At 71.1% G+C, this 14,603-nt stretch carries 16 protein-coding genes; 10 read left to right on the top strand and 6 right to left on the bottom strand.

The genetic code is table 11. The annotated features are described in order from the left end of the window. Nucleotides 1–1,053, bottom strand: a complete 1,053-nt coding sequence (locus BWI15_RS19185) for a FecCD family ABC transporter permease (RefSeq protein WP_077015743.1) — start codon at nucleotides 1,051–1,053, stop codon at nucleotides 1–3. Further along, nucleotides 1,050–2,048, bottom strand: coding sequence for a FecCD family ABC transporter permease (locus BWI15_RS19180; protein WP_077015742.1), 999 nt, complete (start codon nucleotides 2,046–2,048; stop codon nucleotides 1,050–1,052). The genes BWI15_RS19185 and BWI15_RS19180 overlap by 4 nt, the downstream gene beginning before the upstream one ends. A gap of 89 nt (nucleotides 2,049–2,137) precedes the next feature. On the opposite strand from BWI15_RS19180, the gene BWI15_RS19175 reads away from it, so the two are divergent. Together BWI15_RS19175 and BWI15_RS19170 are read left to right on the top strand one after the other, a co-directional pair. Beyond that, nucleotides 2,138–3,106: an ABC transporter substrate-binding protein gene (locus tag BWI15_RS19175; RefSeq protein ID WP_077015741.1), complete on the top strand. Its 969-nt coding sequence runs from the start codon at nucleotides 2,138–2,140 to the stop codon at nucleotides 3,104–3,106. Nucleotides 3,107–3,116: 10 nt separating this feature from the next. Further along, nucleotides 3,117–3,815 (top strand): hypothetical protein, encoded by a 699-nt coding sequence (locus tag BWI15_RS19170; protein WP_077015740.1) that lies wholly within the window; start codon nucleotides 3,117–3,119, stop codon nucleotides 3,813–3,815. Here the strand turns inward: BWI15_RS19170 and BWI15_RS19165 are convergent. Genes BWI15_RS19165 through folP form a run of 3 tightly spaced genes read right to left on the bottom strand, consistent with a single transcriptional unit; the run spans nucleotide 3,791 to nucleotide 6,100 of the window. Continuing rightward, nucleotides 3,791–4,468 carry a class III extradiol dioxygenase subunit B-like domain-containing protein gene (locus BWI15_RS19165; protein ID WP_077015739.1) on the bottom strand — a complete coding sequence of 226 codons (678 nt, stop codon included), beginning with the start codon at nucleotides 4,466–4,468 and terminating at the stop codon, nucleotides 3,791–3,793. The two genes, BWI15_RS19170 and BWI15_RS19165, sit on opposite strands and share 25 nt — an antisense overlap. A 1-nt stretch (nucleotide 4,469) precedes the next feature. Continuing rightward, a complete protein-coding gene (locus BWI15_RS19160) occupies nucleotides 4,470–5,225 on the bottom strand; it encodes a pyrimidine reductase family protein (protein WP_077015738.1) in 756 nt (251 codons plus the stop codon). After that, complete coding sequence (folP, locus tag BWI15_RS19155; protein WP_202817698.1) at nucleotides 5,225–6,100, bottom strand: dihydropteroate synthase; 876 nt, start codon at nucleotides 6,098–6,100, stop codon at nucleotides 5,225–5,227. The genes BWI15_RS19160 and folP overlap by 1 nt, the downstream gene beginning before the upstream one ends. A gap of 139 nt (nucleotides 6,101–6,239) precedes the next feature. Here folP and BWI15_RS19150 point away from each other — a divergent pair, with 139 nt between their 5' ends. The 3 genes from BWI15_RS19150 to BWI15_RS19140 are packed head-to-tail and all read left to right on the top strand — an operon-like array spanning nucleotide 6,240 to nucleotide 9,319. Continuing rightward, complete coding sequence (locus BWI15_RS19150) at nucleotides 6,240–7,556, top strand: L-fuconate dehydratase (protein ID WP_077015737.1); 1,317 nt, start codon at nucleotides 6,240–6,242, stop codon at nucleotides 7,554–7,556. Beyond that, nucleotides 7,553–8,305, top strand: coding sequence for an SDR family NAD(P)-dependent oxidoreductase (locus tag BWI15_RS19145; protein WP_077015736.1), 753 nt, complete (start codon nucleotides 7,553–7,555; stop codon nucleotides 8,303–8,305). Before BWI15_RS19150 ends, BWI15_RS19145 begins: the two co-directional genes overlap by 4 nt. A gap of 51 nt (nucleotides 8,306–8,356) precedes the next feature. Next, nucleotides 8,357–9,319 (top strand): aldo/keto reductase, encoded by a 963-nt coding sequence (locus BWI15_RS19140; protein WP_077015735.1) that lies wholly within the window; start codon nucleotides 8,357–8,359, stop codon nucleotides 9,317–9,319. Between the two features lie 3 nt (nucleotides 9,320–9,322). Here the strand turns inward: BWI15_RS19140 and BWI15_RS19135 are convergent, their stop codons facing one another. Beyond that, a complete protein-coding gene (locus BWI15_RS19135; RefSeq protein ID WP_077015734.1) occupies nucleotides 9,323–10,543 on the bottom strand; it encodes a neutral zinc metallopeptidase in 1,221 nt (406 codons plus the stop codon). Between the two features lie 97 nt (nucleotides 10,544–10,640). Between BWI15_RS19135 and BWI15_RS19130 the strand changes: the two genes are divergently transcribed. The 5 genes from BWI15_RS19130 to BWI15_RS19110 all read left to right on the top strand — a co-directional run bounded on the left by BWI15_RS19130 (nucleotide 10,641) and on the right by BWI15_RS19110 (nucleotide 14,594). After that, the gene (locus BWI15_RS19130; protein WP_077015733.1) at nucleotides 10,641–11,498 is read left to right on the top strand and encodes a phosphotransferase family protein; all 858 of its coding nucleotides are present in this window, start codon (nucleotides 10,641–10,643) and stop codon (nucleotides 11,496–11,498) included. Nucleotides 11,499–11,555: 57 nt separating this feature from the next. Continuing rightward, nucleotides 11,556–11,945 (top strand): PPOX class F420-dependent oxidoreductase, encoded by a 390-nt coding sequence (locus BWI15_RS19125; protein WP_077015732.1) that lies wholly within the window; start codon nucleotides 11,556–11,558, stop codon nucleotides 11,943–11,945. A 51-nt stretch (nucleotides 11,946–11,996) separates the two neighbouring features. Next, on the top strand, nucleotides 11,997–12,692 hold the full coding sequence (locus BWI15_RS19120; protein ID WP_077015731.1) for an 8-oxoguanine DNA glycosylase OGG fold protein: 696 nt from the start codon (nucleotides 11,997–11,999) through the stop codon (nucleotides 12,690–12,692). Between the two features lie 55 nt (nucleotides 12,693–12,747). Continuing rightward, nucleotides 12,748–13,050, top strand: a complete 303-nt coding sequence (locus tag BWI15_RS19115) for a hypothetical protein (protein ID WP_077015730.1) — start codon at nucleotides 12,748–12,750, stop codon at nucleotides 13,048–13,050. 116 nt (nucleotides 13,051–13,166) lie between these two features. Further along, nucleotides 13,167–14,594, top strand: coding sequence for a mannitol dehydrogenase family protein (locus BWI15_RS19110; RefSeq protein WP_077015729.1), 1,428 nt, complete (start codon nucleotides 13,167–13,169; stop codon nucleotides 14,592–14,594). Nucleotides 14,595–14,603 lie beyond the last annotated feature (9 nt).

Here is a 14,603-nt window from a genome sequence, read left to right as displayed (position 1 = left end):
TCAGCGCCCCTTCTGCTGACGGCCGATGAGCTGGATCAGGTACGGCGCTCCGACGGCGGCGGTGACCACGCCGACCGGCAGCTCGTACGGCCCGACCTGCAGGAGTTCGAGACCGTTGCGCGCGATCAGGTCGGCCAGCGTGACGAACAGCGCGCCGAGCATCGCCGTGGTCATCAACGGCGGCCGATCCGTCCGGGCCAGGCGCTGGGCGATCTGCGGCGCGACCAGCGCCACGAACGCGATCGGACCGGCACCGGCGGTCGCCATCGCGGCCAGCACGGTCGCGACCACCAGCAGCGTGATCCGCACCCGGGAGACCCGCACGCCGAGCGACGACGCCACGTCGTCGCCGAGCACGAGCGCTTCCAGGCTGCGGTTGAAGGTGAGGGCGATCGGCAGCAGCACCAGGACCGCGAGGCCCACTGGAACCGCGTCGCTCCAGGTCCTCGCGTTGAGCGAGCCCGCGAGCCAGGCAGCGGCCCGGCCGGCGTCGGTGACATCACCGATCACCAGCAGCCACGCCACCAGGGAGTTGGCGGCCGCTGCGACGCCGACCCCGATCAGGACCACGCGGCCGGCGTCGACGACACCACGCTGGATGGAGAGCATCCCCACGATCGTGGTGGCCAGCAGACCGCCCAGCACGGCTGCGAGCGGGACACCGACCTTGGCCGCGGCACCGGAGATGTTGCCGCCACCAGTACCGGCCAGGACGATCACTGCGACGGCTGCGGCCGAAGCGCCCGAATTGACGCCGACGATGTCCGGGCTGGCCAGGGCGTTGCGGGACAGGGTCTGCAGCAGCGCGCCGGACACGGCGAACGCGATTCCGACGAGCAGACCGGTCGCCACGCGAGGCATGCGCAGTTCCAGGACGACCAGCCGCGTCGCGCGCCGGCCACCTCCGAGCAGGACCTCGACGACGTCGGCCAGCGGGAGTCGCGTCGTACCGACGCTCAGGGAGATCAGCGCGGCGGCGACAGCCAGCGCGGCGAAGGCCGCGGCCAGGACTACCGTGCGCGGCTTGAGCGTGGTGGCCGTCGCGGTGCTCACAGAGCCACCGCCCGGCGCCGGACGACCAGGACGAACAGCGGCGCCCCCACCAGACCCAGTACGACGCCCGCCTGCACTTCACCGGCTCCGCCGACCAGTCGGCCCACCAGGTCGGCGAGGATCAGCGCAGCCGCACCGGTGAGACCGGCCGCGGGGATCAGCCAGATGTTGCGACCGCCGAAGACCCTGCGGGCGACGTGACCTGCCAGGAGGCCGAGAAAGCCGATCGGTCCGCAGGCGGCGACACCGGCGGCGGTCAGCAGACCGATCGCGAGCAGCCCGACGAAGCGCGCTCGCCGGATCGACAGGCCGAGCCCGGCCGCCACGTCGTCACCCAGCGCCAGCAGGTCGAGGTCACGTGCATTGATCACCGCCAGGACCAGACCGACCACGGCGAACGGCAGCACCTGCAGCGCGACGTCCAGCCCGCGCCCGGCGACCGAACCGACCGCCCAGAACCTGTACGAGTCCAGCGTGTCCGCGTCGAGCAGGACGATCGCCGAGGTGAAGGCACCGAGCAGAGCGGCCACCGCGGCGCCGGTCAGCGCCAGGCCCACCGGAGTCGCCCCACTCCCCCGCGTCGCGAGCCGCTGGACTCCGAAGGTCGCGATCAAGGCACCGACCAGTGCGAACCAGACCGTCGACCGGATCGACTCGACCACACCGAGCTGAAGCCCCAGGACGACGGCCAGTGCCGCCCCGGAGCTCACGCCGAAGATGCCCGGCTCGGCGAGCGCGTTGCGGGTGTGCCCCTGCATCAGGGCACCGGCGACCCCGAGGCACGAGCCGATCAGCACGGCGACCACCGTGCGCGGAAAACGCAGGTCGCGGACGATCACGTCCGCGTCCGACCCGGACGGCTCGAACAGCGCCTTCACCACCGCGTCGGCACCCAGCCAGCGCGAACCCAGCGCCAGACTCGCGCCGAAAACGAGGACGACGAGCACCAGCAACAACAGCAGCGCCAGCGGCCGCGACATCCGAACCCTCACCATGGTGGACCGATCTTAGGTGAGGACAGCCTTACCTGGGTCGGGTAGGGTTCCGCTCGACTGTGCCGACGATGTGGGGAGTGGCTGTGAGGATGCGCCGACTGGGTGCTGTGGTGACGGTGGTGGCGCTCGCGCTGACCGGGTGCGGGTCGTCCGGTGAGGACAACGCGGGCACGACGAGCGACGCCGGGGCGGGCTTCCCGCGGACCGTCGACCACGCGATGGGCAAGACCGAGATCCCCACCAAGCCCAAGCGGGTGGTCGCGCTCGACGCCAGCTTCGTCGACGCGGCGCTGATCCTGGACACCCCGGTCGTCGGCTACACCGACTACCGGACGATCAACGGTGAGCTGCCCGAGTACCTGGGCGAGGACCGGACGACGTACGGCAAGGACTCGCAGTCGGTCGGCACGCTGGCCGAGCCGAACCTGGAGAAGATCGCCGCGCTCGACCCGGACCTGATCATCTCGGCCAAGGTGCGGCACGAGAAGCTCTACGAGCAGCTGTCCGCGATCGCGCCGACGGTGATGTCGGAGACCACCGGGCCGACCTGGAAGGACAACATCCGGCTGGCCGGCAAGGCGCTCGGCCAGGAGGAACTCGCCGAGACCGAGCTCACGGCGTACCAGAACGCGGCCAAGAGCGTCGGCGACGCGATCAACGCCAAGGCGAACAACCCGACCATCTCGGTGGTCCGGTTCGTCGACGGGCCGACCCGGCTGTACCAGAAGGCGAGCTTCTCCGGCATCGTGCTGACCGACGCCGGGCTGCGCCGGCCGAAGTCGCAGGACGTGAACGACTTCGCCGCCGAGATCAGCGCCGAGCGGATCAAGGACGCCGACGCGGACGCGATCTTCGTGGCCACCTACGCCGACGACAAGGGGCTGAGCGCGAAGACCGCGGAGCAGTTCAAGGCCAACCCGCTGTGGAAGCCGCTGGCCCCGAAGGTGCACGAGGTCCCGGACATGACCTGGATGACCGCCGTCGGCCTGCAGGGCGCCTGGGTGATCCTCAACGACCTGGCCAAGACCTTCGAGGTACCGGCGCCGGCCAAGAGCTAGGGTCGGTCGGGTGACCAAGCTCGAGCGGTGGCATGTGGGGCCCTGGACGACGTCCGGTACGGCGGCCGGGGCGCCGCTCGAGCCCGGCCGGCGACGGACTCCTGACGAGCTGAACTTCGACGTCGTCGGGCTGGCCCGGATCCTCGGCCGCCGGCTCGACGGGCGCGCGGAGCTCCAGGTCCGCCTGTGGCAGAACGAGCTCCGCCCGACCCACACCCGGCTGGTCGGCGTGCACACGCTCGCCGACCCGGAGAACTCCGAGCTGCTGCGCCAGAGCGCCGAGGAAGCCTTCGCCTGGCTCAGCGCGCTGGCCCCGGCCGGCTACGAGTTCGTGCTGACCGACGCCGTCCGGCTCCAGCCGAAGCTCGACCTCACCGCCGAGGTCGTCGCGGTCGACGCGGTGGTCCAGCTCGCCGCCGACCGCGGCGACGCCTTCCCCGCGGACCGCCTCGCCACCTCCCACGTCCGCCGGTCCAGCACCGGCGACTGGTACGCCGGCGACGCGGTCTGCAACTGGTCGGGCCCCTACCCCACCGCCGACGAGGCAGTCGCCGCCGTTCGTGCCGCCCGGATCGAACTGGCCGAACAACTCCACATCGGCGGCCACGACGACCTCGCCGCCACGCAACCGCGCTGGGCGCCGGTCCCGGTAGAACAGCCAGCCCCTGCGGAGTCCGGCGCGGGTCAGGTCCAGGTGGCGACGAAGTAGCCGACCCCGTACGGCGCCGCGTGGTAGAGCAGCTCGCCGGTCAGGTCGCTGGTGGCTGCCAGCACCTGCCAGGGCGCGCGGCCGGCGGCGTGCAGCTCGGTCGCGAGGTCCGGGTCGAGCGCTGCCAGAGTGGTGGCGTCCGCAACGGCCAGGGCAGAGGCGACGGTGTTGTCGAAGATCTCGGACCGCGGGTGCAGGTGGACCGGCGAGTGTTCGCTGCGACGGGCCGACCCGTCGCCCATCACCAGCAAAGCGATCCGATCGTTGCCATGGGCAATCTCTTGGCCGAGCGCCAGGCAGTCGGCCGGAGCCTCGTCGGGCGCGACCGACAGATAGACGCGCGGAAGACCGGCCGCCTTGGTCTGCTCCAGCAGCCAGCCGCCGATCGCCAGCGACAACGGCAGCACGGGATCGCCGGTACCGAAGCGGACCCCCGGAGCGCCGTACGGCGCGAAGCCTCCGCCCGCCGACGCGTCGTACTGGCCGCGGGAAGATCCCGATCCGACGACCACCAGCCGGTCCGCGTCGGCCAAGCGGTCGATCGCGGTGAGGCAGGCGGCGCGGAGGTCGTCCAGCTCGGGAGCGGCACCGGTAGCGACCTCGGGGACGAGCACCGGCGGGTGCGGGCAGACGGCAGCAGCGACGACGGACATCTCAGGCCTCTCCGACTCTGTCCGTGCGCAGGTACCGGAAGAAGAGGAACCCGTCGTCGCCGGCCAGGGCCGAGCGCAACACGTACGACCTCGTGGCCGTCGCCGTCGGGCCCGCGGTGATCCGGCCGGAACCAGGTCCGGCCAGGATCGGCGCGAGCGACAGGCACATCTCGTCGATCAGGTCGGCCTCGGTCAGCGCGCCCTGCAGATGCGGCCCGCCCTCGGTCAGGACCTGCGGCAACCCGCGCTCGACCAGCGTGCCGACCACCGCGTGCAGGTCGACGCCCGCCCGGCCGCACACCACCACGTCGGCGACCGCCTCGAGGGCTTCGCGCGCCGCGGCCGGCGAGGCGGGATGGGTGAAAACGATCGGCCGCACCGGCGCCTCGGCCAGGAACGGCGCCTTCGGGTCCAGGTCGAGCCGCGACGACACGATCGCGAGCGTCGGGTTCTCCGCCAGGCCGTGCTCGATCCGCCAGGCCCGGCGCGCGGCGGTGAGCCGCAGCGGCCGGTAGCCCTCGATCCGGACCGTGCCCGCGCCGACCAGGACGACGTCGCTGAGCATCCGCAGCTTGCCGAAGATCTCCTGGTCGGAAGGCCCGGACAGCGCCTTGGACTTGCCCTCGATCTCCATCGCGCCGTCCAGGCTGGTGACGAAGTTGCTGCGCAGGTGCGGCACCGACCGGTCCTCGACCTGGTACGCCGCGATCACCTCCGCCTCGGTGAGGTCGGACAACGCCAGGATCGGACGCTGCATCAGGCCAGGCTCCTTCGGGTTCCGGCGGGCTGCGCCGAGCCGCGCAGTACGGCGATCAGGTCGAGCGCCTGACGAGCGGCCGGTACGTCGTGCACCCGGAACACCCGGGCCCCCAACCAGGCCGACACGCTCAGCGCGGCCAACGTACCGTTCCCGCGCTGCCCCGGCGGCAGGTCCAGCGTCTCGCCGATGAAGTCCTTGTTCGACACCGCGACCAGGACCGGCCAGCCGGTCGCGACCAGCTCGTCCAGCCGGCGGGTCAGCTCGAGCGACTGCAGCGTGTTCTTGCCGAAGTCGTGGGTCGGGTCGATCACGATCGCGTCTTGCCGTACGCCGGCGGCGACCGCCTTCTCGGCCAGCGCGGTCGTCGTCCGGATCACGTCGGCGACCACGTCGTCGTACGCCATCCGGTGCGGGTCGGTGCGCGGCGTGAGTCCGCCGACGTGACTGCAGACCAGCCCCGCTCCGGTCTCGGCCGCGGCGGCTGCCATCTCCGGGTCAGCACCGGCCCACGTGTCGTTGATCAGGTCGGCGCCGGCCGCGCCGACCTGGCGCGCTACGCCGCTGCGATAGGTGTCGACGCTGATCACCAGGTCGGGATGCCGGGCCCGGATCCCCGCGACGAAGTCGACGGTCCGGCGCAGCTCCTCGGCCTCGCTGACCGGTTCGCCGTACCCGGCCTTGACCCCGCCGATGTCGACCAGGTCGGCGCCGTGCTCGACCGCCCGCGCGATCGCGTCGTAGGCCTTGTCGGTGGCGTAGGTCGCGCCCCGGTCGTAGAAGGAGTCCGGCGTCCGGTTCACGATCGCCATCAGCGCGAACTCCCCCGGTCCGAACTCGCGCCTGCCCAGCCGCAGCACGCCTTGCCCGGTCAGCTCGTCCGCCACGACGCCGACTCTAGCCGTTCGGCCCCAGCGGGCGCGGTCAACCCGTGACGACTGAGCCACATATCCTATAGGATCTCCGACCAGCAGCATCACTGCGCTCCGCCTCCGCACCAAGAACGGGTCCTCCATGCCGCGCTTCACCGAGTTCGAGACGTACGACGTCCGCTTCCCCACCTCGCGGGACCTGGACGGCTCCGACGCGATGAACACCGATCCGGACTACTCCGCGGCGTACCTGATCGTGCGCACCGACGCCGGCGACGGCCTGGAGGGCCACGGTTTCGCGTTCACCATCGGCCGCGGCAACGACGTGCAGACCGCCGCGATCGAGGCGCTGCGCGACCACGTCGTCGGGCTGGACGTCGACGCGACGCTGGCCGACCTCGGCGGCTTCTGGAAGTCGCTCGTGCACGACTCGCAGCTGCGCTGGCTGGGCCCGGAGAAGGGCGTCATGCACATGGCGATCGGCGCGGTCGTCAACGCCGTCTGGGACCTGGCCGCCAAACGGGCCGGCGTACCGCTGTGGAAGCTGCTCGCGGACCTGACGCCGGAGCAGATCGTCGACCTGGTCGACTTCCGCTACCTGACCGACGCGCTGACCCGCGACGAGGCGCTGGAAATCCTGCGCAAGGCCGAACCGGGCCGCGCCGAGCGCGAGCAGCAGCTGCGCGAGCGGGGCTACCCGGCGTACACGACGACATCCGGCTGGCTCGGCTACGACGACGAGAAGCTGGTCCGGCTGTGCCGCGAGGCGGTCGCCGACGGGTTCACCCAGATCAAGCTGAAGGTCGGGGCGGACCTCGACGACGACGTCCGCCGGATGCGGCTGGCCCGGGAGGCGGTCGGCCCGGACATCCGGATCGCGATCGACGCCAACCAGCGCTGGGACGTCGCCGACGCGATCACCTGGGTCAAGGCGCTGGCACCGTACGACGTGTGGTGGGTCGAGGAGCCGACCAGCCCGGACGACATCCTCGGGCACGCCGCGATCGCGCGTGGGATCGCGCCGATCCGGGTCGCCACCGGCGAGCACGTGCAGAACCGGGTGGTGTTCAAGCAGCTGCTGCAGGCCGGCGCGCTGGAGTTCGTGCAGATCGACTCCGCGCGGGTCGCCGGGGTGAACGAGAACGTCGCGATTCTGCTGCTGGCCGCGAAGTTCGGCGTACCGGTGTGCCCGCACGCCGGTGGGGTCGGGCTGTGCGAGCTGGTCCAGCACCTGTCGATGTTCGACCTGGTCGCGGTCAGTGGTAGTACGGACCAGCGGGTGATCGAGTACGTCGACCACCTGCACGAGCACTTTCTCGACCCGGTGGTGATCGAGGCGGGACACTACGTCGCGCCGGTGCGGCCGGGATTCGGGGCGGAGATGTCCGCGGACACACTGCGCGACTTCCGCTTCCCGCAGGGCAAGGTCTGGACCGATTCGAAGGAGCAGTCGAAGTGACGGATTTCGCCGGCCTGAAGGCCGTGGTGACCGGTGGCGCGTCGGGCATCGGCCTGGCCGCCGCCCAGCAGCTGGCCGCGCGCGGTGCCGAGGTGGTCGTGTTCGACCTGAAGCCGGACGTGCCCGCGCCGCTGACCGGCATCGCGGCCGACGTCACCGACGACCGGTCCGTGCGGGACGCGGTCGCGGCCGCGGCGTTGCGGCTCGGCGGAATCGACGTGCTGGTGAACAACGCCGGAATCGGGGCCCAGGGCAACGTCACGGTCAACGACGACGAGGAGTGGCACCGGGTCCTGGACGTGAACGTGGTCGGGATCGCCCGGGTCACGCGCGCGGTCCTGCCGTACCTGCGGCGGTCCTCGGCGGCGGCGATCGTCAACACCTGCTCGATCGCCGCGACGGCCGGCCTGCCGAACCGGGCGGTCTACAGCGCGAGCAAGGGCGCCGTACTGGCCCTGACGATGGCGATGGCCGCCGACCACGTGCGCGAAGGCGTGCGGGTCAACTGCGTGAACCCCGGTACGGCGGACACGCCGTGGGTCGGGCGGCTGCTGGACGCGGCGGCCGACCCGGAGGCCGAGCGCGCGGCACTCGAGGCCCGCCAGCCGATGGGCCGGCTGGTGTCGGCGGACGAGGTCGCCAACGCCATCGTCTACCTGGCCAGCCCGCTGTCCGGCTCCACCACCGGTACGGCGCTCGCGGTTGACGGCGGCATGCAGAATCTCCGTCTCCCTGCGGCCCGGAGCTGACCGGCGTACTGTCTTGTTCGCTTCGTCCTTCGTCGGAAAGGTGAAACCGTCGTGAAGATCTTCCCCACGGACCTGCGGATCGGGCTGGGCGGCGCTCCGCTGGCCGGCCTGTTCACGCCGATCACCGACGCCGACGCAGTTGCGACCGTCGAGGCGGCCTGGGAGGAGGGCTGGCGGTTCTTCGACACAGCGCCGCACTACGGGCTCGGGCTGGCCGAGGAACGTCTTGGCGCTGGGCTGGCCGGCAAGCCGCGGTCGGAGTACACGCTGTCCAGCAAGGTCGGGCGGATCATCTACGAGGCCGACACCGAGGCGCCCGACGACGAGGGCTTCGCGGTGACGTCGAAGCGCCGCCGCCGCTGGGACTTCAGCCGCGACGGCGTCCTGCGCAGCATCGAGGACTCCCTGCGCCGGATCGGCACCGACCGGCTCGACATCGTGTTCGTACACGACCCCGACGACCACTACGAAGAGGCCGTCGCCACCGCCTTCCCGACGCTGATCGAACTGCGCGACCAGGGCGTGATCGGCGCGATCGGCTCGGGCATGAACCAGACCGCGATGCTCACCCGGTTCGTCCGCGAGGTCGACATCGACGTGATCATGCTGGCCGGGCGTTACACACTGATCGACCCGGACGGCCTGGACGACGTACTGCCCGCCTGCGTCGAGAACGACACCCAGGTGATCGCCGTCGGCGTCTTCAACTCCGGCCTGATGGCCCAGCCGCGCCCGTCGTCCGACGCGACCTTCAACTACGCCCCGGCGGCCCAGCCGCTGATCGAGAAGGCCAACCGGCTCGCCGACGTCTGCGAGTCCCACGGGATCATGCTTCCGTCGGCCGCGCTCGCCTTTCCGCTGTTCCACCCCGCCGTCGCCGGCATCGCGGTCGGGTGCCGCTCCGCCGCCGAGGTCCACGCGAACGCCGCGCTGTTCCGCGTCGAGGTCCCGGCGGCGTTCTGGTCCGATCTCAAGTCCGCCGGGTTGCTGCGCGAGGACGCGCCGACAGCCTGATGTTCAGCTGACCTGGGACGACGGAGCCGTGAAGGTGTTGCACACGGCCAGGTTGGGACGGTCGAAGGCCCGGCGCGACCAGAAACCGTGGTTGCGGGTGCTTCCGTGGTCACGGGGGCTCCCGGCCCGGTCGCCGGTGTTGTTGACGACGTACAGCCACTGGGTGCGCAGCGCGCCGCGGATCCCGTAGCTGTTCTTGTTGGCGCCGAGGAAGAGGTTTCCGAAACAGGACGCCTGCAGCTCCTTGCGCCGGGCCATCTCGAGGGCGGCCGCCTGCGTGGGAGCGTTGTAGCTGAGCCGTCGTGACGCACGCAGGATCCCGGTCATCTCCTGCAGGGCGTGCCCGTACTCGTGGGCCGCGGCGTGGGACGCGACCGCGCGACTGAACGTCTGCGACTGCCGCCAGTACTTGATGTCCAGATCGGCCTTCATGTACATCGTGTGGTTCATCGGGCAGTAGAAGGCCAGCGCGTCCAGCGCGGTTCCGCAGGGCGAGGTGCCGTTGGTGGCGATCGTCAGCAGCCCCGGCGAGCGGAACCGATGCCCCGCCGCGGTCACCTGCCGGCGCCACGCGCGGTCCATGCAAGCCTTGAGCGAGCGGTAGTACGCCGTGGAGTTGGCCTGGTTGCCGAGCCCGGCCCTGGACTCCCGGCATCCGACCGACGGCTGCGTTCCGACGCGGTAGAGCTTGTTCGCGGAAGCGATCTGCCAGGGAGTCAGCACCGGCGCGGGCTTCTGCGTCGGCCTGGTGGTCGGCGGCCGCGTCGTCGCGGGACGGGTCGCCGGCGGCGCGGTGGTTGCCGTCGGCACGGATGCCGTGGGTGTGTCGACGAAGGTCGGCTCGGTGCTGGGCTGCGCCACCGGCGGTGTGGTCGTCGATTCGTCACCACCGGCCGCGAAGCCGACTCCGAGGACGACAGCGGCCAGGACGACGAGACCGCCGACCACGGCGAGCAGCACCAGGGCCGGTCCGCGCTTCTTGGCCGGCTGCGGCGGGAGTGGTCCCCAGCCGAATCCTTGCTGTCCGGGGCCGTAGGGCGGTGCGGCGTACTGGCTGGGTGGTGGGGCGTAGTAGCCGGGCGGTGGTGCGTTGTAGCCGGGCGCGGGCGCGTTGTACTGGGGACCGGGCTGCGGGGCGTTGTAGTACTGCTGCGGATACTGACCCGGCGGCGGACCCTGGGGAGGCGGGTACTGGCCGGGAGGCCCCCACTGCTGGTCGGACAAACTCGGCTCCTCGACGGGCTACGCCGGCTCGTGCAACCGGTCGGCGTACAGCCTAGAAACGGAAGGGTCCAGTTCCGCACCCGCTACGGTCGGTTTCGTGGACATCGAACAGTTGGTCGGCATCGGCTTGCCGGGCTTCGCCGTGCGCAGTGCCGAACGGCTCGGCGCGGGGCTGGACAACGTCGCGTACGAGGTCAACGGCGAGCTGGTCGTGCGGATCGCGCAGGAGCCGGGCACGGTGCTGCGGGAGGCCGCGCTGCTGACGGAGGTCGGTCGGGTGAGCCCGCTACCGGTTCCCGAGCCGGTCTTCGTGCTCGCCGAGCACAACTGCCTGGCGTACCGGAAGGTGCCGGGGACTCCGCTGATCGACGTCCCGCTCGCCGAGCGCGCGCCGTACGCCGTTGCCGTGGGCGCCGAACTCGGCGACTTGCTCGCCGCCCTGCACGCGTCTGGTCTCGAGCGACGAACCGATTTGGTCGAGGTCGACGACGCACCGTTGACCGAGTGGCGCGAGGAGGCGTCCGAGCAGTACGCGGACCTCGCCGGGACGTTGAAGACCGACCAGCGGCGGAGCGTGGAGTCCTTTCTCGCCGCTCCCCTGCCGGAACCGGCCGGCCGGCTGGTGTTCTCGCACAACGACCTCGGCATCGAGCACGTCCTCGTTGCTCCCGGCACCGGCAAGCTCACCGGCGTCATCGACTGGTCCGACGCCGCCGCCTGCGATCCGGCGCGCGACTTCGGACTGATCCTTCGCGACCTGGGCCCGGCGGCGCTGGACGCGGCGCTCGCCCGGTGCCCCGGCGGCGACGACCTGCGCGACCGCGCCTGGTTCTACGCCCGCTGCTCACTGCTCGAGGACCTGCACTACGGCCTGCAGACCGACCGGACGCCGTACGCCGAGAAGTCGCTGGCCGGCCTGGACCGGGTGTTCGCCCGGACGGACCGGCCGGACTGAGGCTCACCGGCTGACGGATTTGGCTTGCCCCCAGGGGCAGGGTTGCAGACTGTCGGCATGGTCTTCACCCAGGCAGAACTCGACTACCTCGCCGGCCAGCGGATCGGGCGTCTCGCGACTGTCTCACCGGCCGGCCAGGTAGAGAACAATCCGGTGGGCTTCTTCGTCGACGCCACCGCCGGGACCGTGACGATCGGCGGGCACGCACTCGGGGCGTCGAAGAAGTTCCGCAACGTCCAGCGCGGCAGCACGGTGTCGTTGGTGGTCGACGACCTCGCCTCGATCGAGCCATGGGTGGCCCGAGGTCTCGAGATCCGCGGCACGGCGGCGGCACTGACCGACCACGAACCCCCGCTGCCGTACTTCTCCCACGAGATCATCACCATCACCCCGACCAAGCTCGTCTCCTGGGGCCTCGACGGCCCACGCTCGAGCCGCCGGGTCTAAAGGCGGCCGAGCCGTTCCCAGCGCGGGCCTCGACCAGTAGGTTCCAGCCGCATGCGAACCCCCGATCTGCGGCTGCCACCCGACCTCGAGCAACTGGTGACGGAGTACGCCGACTGCAAGCAGAAGCCGGTGGAGATCCACCCGACCACGTGGGCACGCAAGTGGCCCGACCATCCGAGTTACACCAGTCGGCTCCAGCCTGCCGTGACCCGCGATGACTTGAAAGTCGTCGCGGATGTGCGGTTGAGCGACCAGGAGGAAGTCCTGTCCGCCTTCGTGCTGGTGATGGCGTGGGGTGGCGGCACGTCGGGCCGGCCGATGAGGAACACCCAGCGCGCGCTCGCCGACCCGGTCGCCGCGCACGCCATGCTCGAGTCGTCGGCACAGACCCTGCGGGACGCGGTCTCCGTCGACGACGGCGCGCTGGAGGCCGCGTACGGCGCCTGGTCGCTGTCCGGCGTCGGCAGGTCGTTCTTCACCAAGTGGTTCGCCTTCGCCGGTTGGTCACGGGACCGTAAGTGGCAGCCGCTGATCCTCGACGACCGCGTGTTCGCGACCCTCAACAAGACACTGAACCGGAGCACCATCGAGCTGGCCGGCGGTCGTCGGCGGAGCCGGCGGTACCGGGCGTACGTGCAGGCGATGCACGAGTGGGCGGGGCAGTTGCAGGACCGCGGACACGACGTGGACGCCAAGCGGCTGGAGTGGATTCTCTTCGCCCACAACGGCAGGGCGCTAGCCGGATAGCAAGCCGTCGAACCGGGTACCGCAGGCTCGCAGGGTTTGCGGAGGGAGGCGGCGGATGGCAGCGCGCAGACGGTACGCCGTGGCGGCGTCGAGTGAGTGGATCGACGAGGACGGGGCTCGTCTGCCCGGTGGTGAGGTGCATGCCTGGGAGCAGGGGCTGAACCAGACCGTGTGCGGGCTGCCGCTGCATCGGGCGCGGCTTCGCCGGTTCGCGAACGTGGCCTGGGAGGACACGTTCGCGGAGACCGGCGGCGCGGCGGACGAGGTCCGGCGGCAGTGCCCGCGTTGTGCTGCCGTCGCGGGTAAGCGCGCGTCGGACCTGGGTCCGCGGTGGCGCCGGATCAATCCCCGCCCCTGAACGTCGCGCACCGCATCCGGTCCGAAACCCCTGTTTGCAGCGGTGGGTTCTGGGGTACTTGATCCGTCCGGACGTTGGGAAGCAGGGTTCGGCCACCTCCGGCAGCCAAGGAACCCATGGCCCTTCCCCTGACCGCGTCCACCCTCAGTCCGCTGACCTCGTCGCTGCTGAGCAGCTCCGCGCACCGGCTCGACGTCCCGGCCTACGACCGTACGGCGCTGGCGCCCGCGGTCGTGCACTTCGGCGTCGGCGGTTTCCACCGTGCCCACCAGCTGACCTACTTCGACGAACTCGCGAACCTCGGGGTCGACGACTGGGGCGTGATCGGCGTGGGGATCAGCAGCCCCCGGATGGGCCAGGTGCTCAGTGGTCAGGACAACCTGTTCACGGTCGTCCAGCGCGGGTCGACCGCGAGCACCGCACGCGTGGTCGGTGTGCTGGTCGAGTACCTGCTGCTCGCCGAAGATCGCGCCGCCGTCCTGGCGCGTCTCGTCGATCCGGGGATTCGCCTGGTCACCCTGACGATCACCGGTGACGGGTACGCGGCCGACGGCACGGCCGGCCGCCCGTCCGTCTTCGCTGTGATCACTGCAGCGCTGGAGCAACGGCGGCAGCGCGGGATCGCCCCGTTCACCGTGCTGTCCTGCGACAACCTTCCGGACAACGGCGCTGCGGCGCGTTGCGCGGTCCTCGCCGCGGCCCGCGACCGGAGTCCGAAGCTGGCCGCCTGGATCGAACGGTCGGTGGCCTTCCCGGAGAGCATGGTCGACCGGATCACGCCGGTGACCAGTGCCGGCGATCGGCGGTGGATCGAGCAGGAGTTCCAGGTGGACGACGGCTGGCCGGTGATCACCGAGCCGTTCAGCCAGTGGGTGATCGAGGACCGCTTCGGCCCCGACCGTCCGCCGCTGGATCGGGTCGGCGTCCGGTACGTCGACGACGTGACGCCGTACAAGCTGATCAAGACCAGGATGCTGAACGGCGCTCACTGCGCGCTGGGCTACCTCGGGTCGCTGGCCGGTTACCGGCGGACGGACGAGGCGATGGGGGACCCCGTCATCGCGGCATACGTCGGGAAGCTGCTCGCCGACGAGATCGCGCCGCTGCTGCCGCAGGACGTGCCTGGCATGGACCTGTCCGAGTACCGCCGGACGCTGCTGGAGCGCTTCACCAACCCCGCCGTCGGGGACGGTCTGGCGCGGCTGTGCCGGCGCGGCTCCACCAAGATGCCCGCCTACCTGCTGCCTTCCCTGCGCGCCGCCCAGGCCGCCGGGCAACGCCGCGACCTGCTGCTGCTCGCGGTGGCGGCCTGGCTGCGGTATCTGCGCGGCGTGGGCCTGCGCAACGAGCCGATCGAGGTCGAGGACGTCCGGCTGGCCGAGCTCAGGAGGCTGGCTGCCGACGGGCCGGCCGCCGTCCTGACCTTGACCGACGTCTTCGCCGATCTGGCCGTTCACCACGACGACGACGTCCGCACGATCGAATCCATGACCTGCAGCCTCGACCACCGAGGCCTGGCTCCGACGATGAGGACCTACCTTTGACCGAACACT

The organism is Kribbella sp. ALI-6-A (assembly GCF_001984195.1).
In the GTDB taxonomy this organism is placed as follows: domain Bacteria; phylum Actinomycetota; class Actinomycetes; order Propionibacteriales; family Kribbellaceae; genus Kribbella.
The sequence above is the reverse complement of the archived record's forward strand: the minus strand, read 5'-3'. Positions and strand labels throughout refer to the sequence as shown.

What these genes read in the sequence shown, in the direction of transcription:
- BWI15_RS19180 (WP_077015742.1), bottom strand. Translation starts at nt 2,048, where the DNA reads ATGGTGAGGGTTCGGATGTCGCGGCCGCTGGCGCTGCTGTTGTTGCTG.
- BWI15_RS19175 (WP_077015741.1), top strand. Translation starts at nt 2,138, where the DNA reads ATGCGCCGACTGGGTGCTGTGGTGACGGTGGTGGCGCTCGCGCTGACC.
- BWI15_RS19165 (WP_077015739.1), bottom strand. Translation starts at nt 4,468, where the DNA reads ATGTCCGTCGTCGCTGCTGCCGTCTGCCCGCACCCGCCGGTGCTCGTC.
- BWI15_RS19160 (WP_077015738.1), bottom strand. Translation starts at nt 5,225, where the DNA reads ATGCAGCGTCCGATCCTGGCGTTGTCCGACCTCACCGAGGCGGAGGTG.
- BWI15_RS19150 (WP_077015737.1), top strand. Translation starts at nt 6,240, where the DNA reads ATGCCGCGCTTCACCGAGTTCGAGACGTACGACGTCCGCTTCCCCACC.
- BWI15_RS19125 (WP_077015732.1), top strand. Translation starts at nt 11,556, where the DNA reads ATGGTCTTCACCCAGGCAGAACTCGACTACCTCGCCGGCCAGCGGATC.
- BWI15_RS19120 (WP_077015731.1), top strand. Translation starts at nt 11,997, where the DNA reads ATGCGAACCCCCGATCTGCGGCTGCCACCCGACCTCGAGCAACTGGTG.
- BWI15_RS19115 (WP_077015730.1), top strand. Translation starts at nt 12,748, where the DNA reads ATGGCAGCGCGCAGACGGTACGCCGTGGCGGCGTCGAGTGAGTGGATC.
- BWI15_RS19110 (WP_077015729.1), top strand. Translation starts at nt 13,167, where the DNA reads ATGGCCCTTCCCCTGACCGCGTCCACCCTCAGTCCGCTGACCTCGTCG.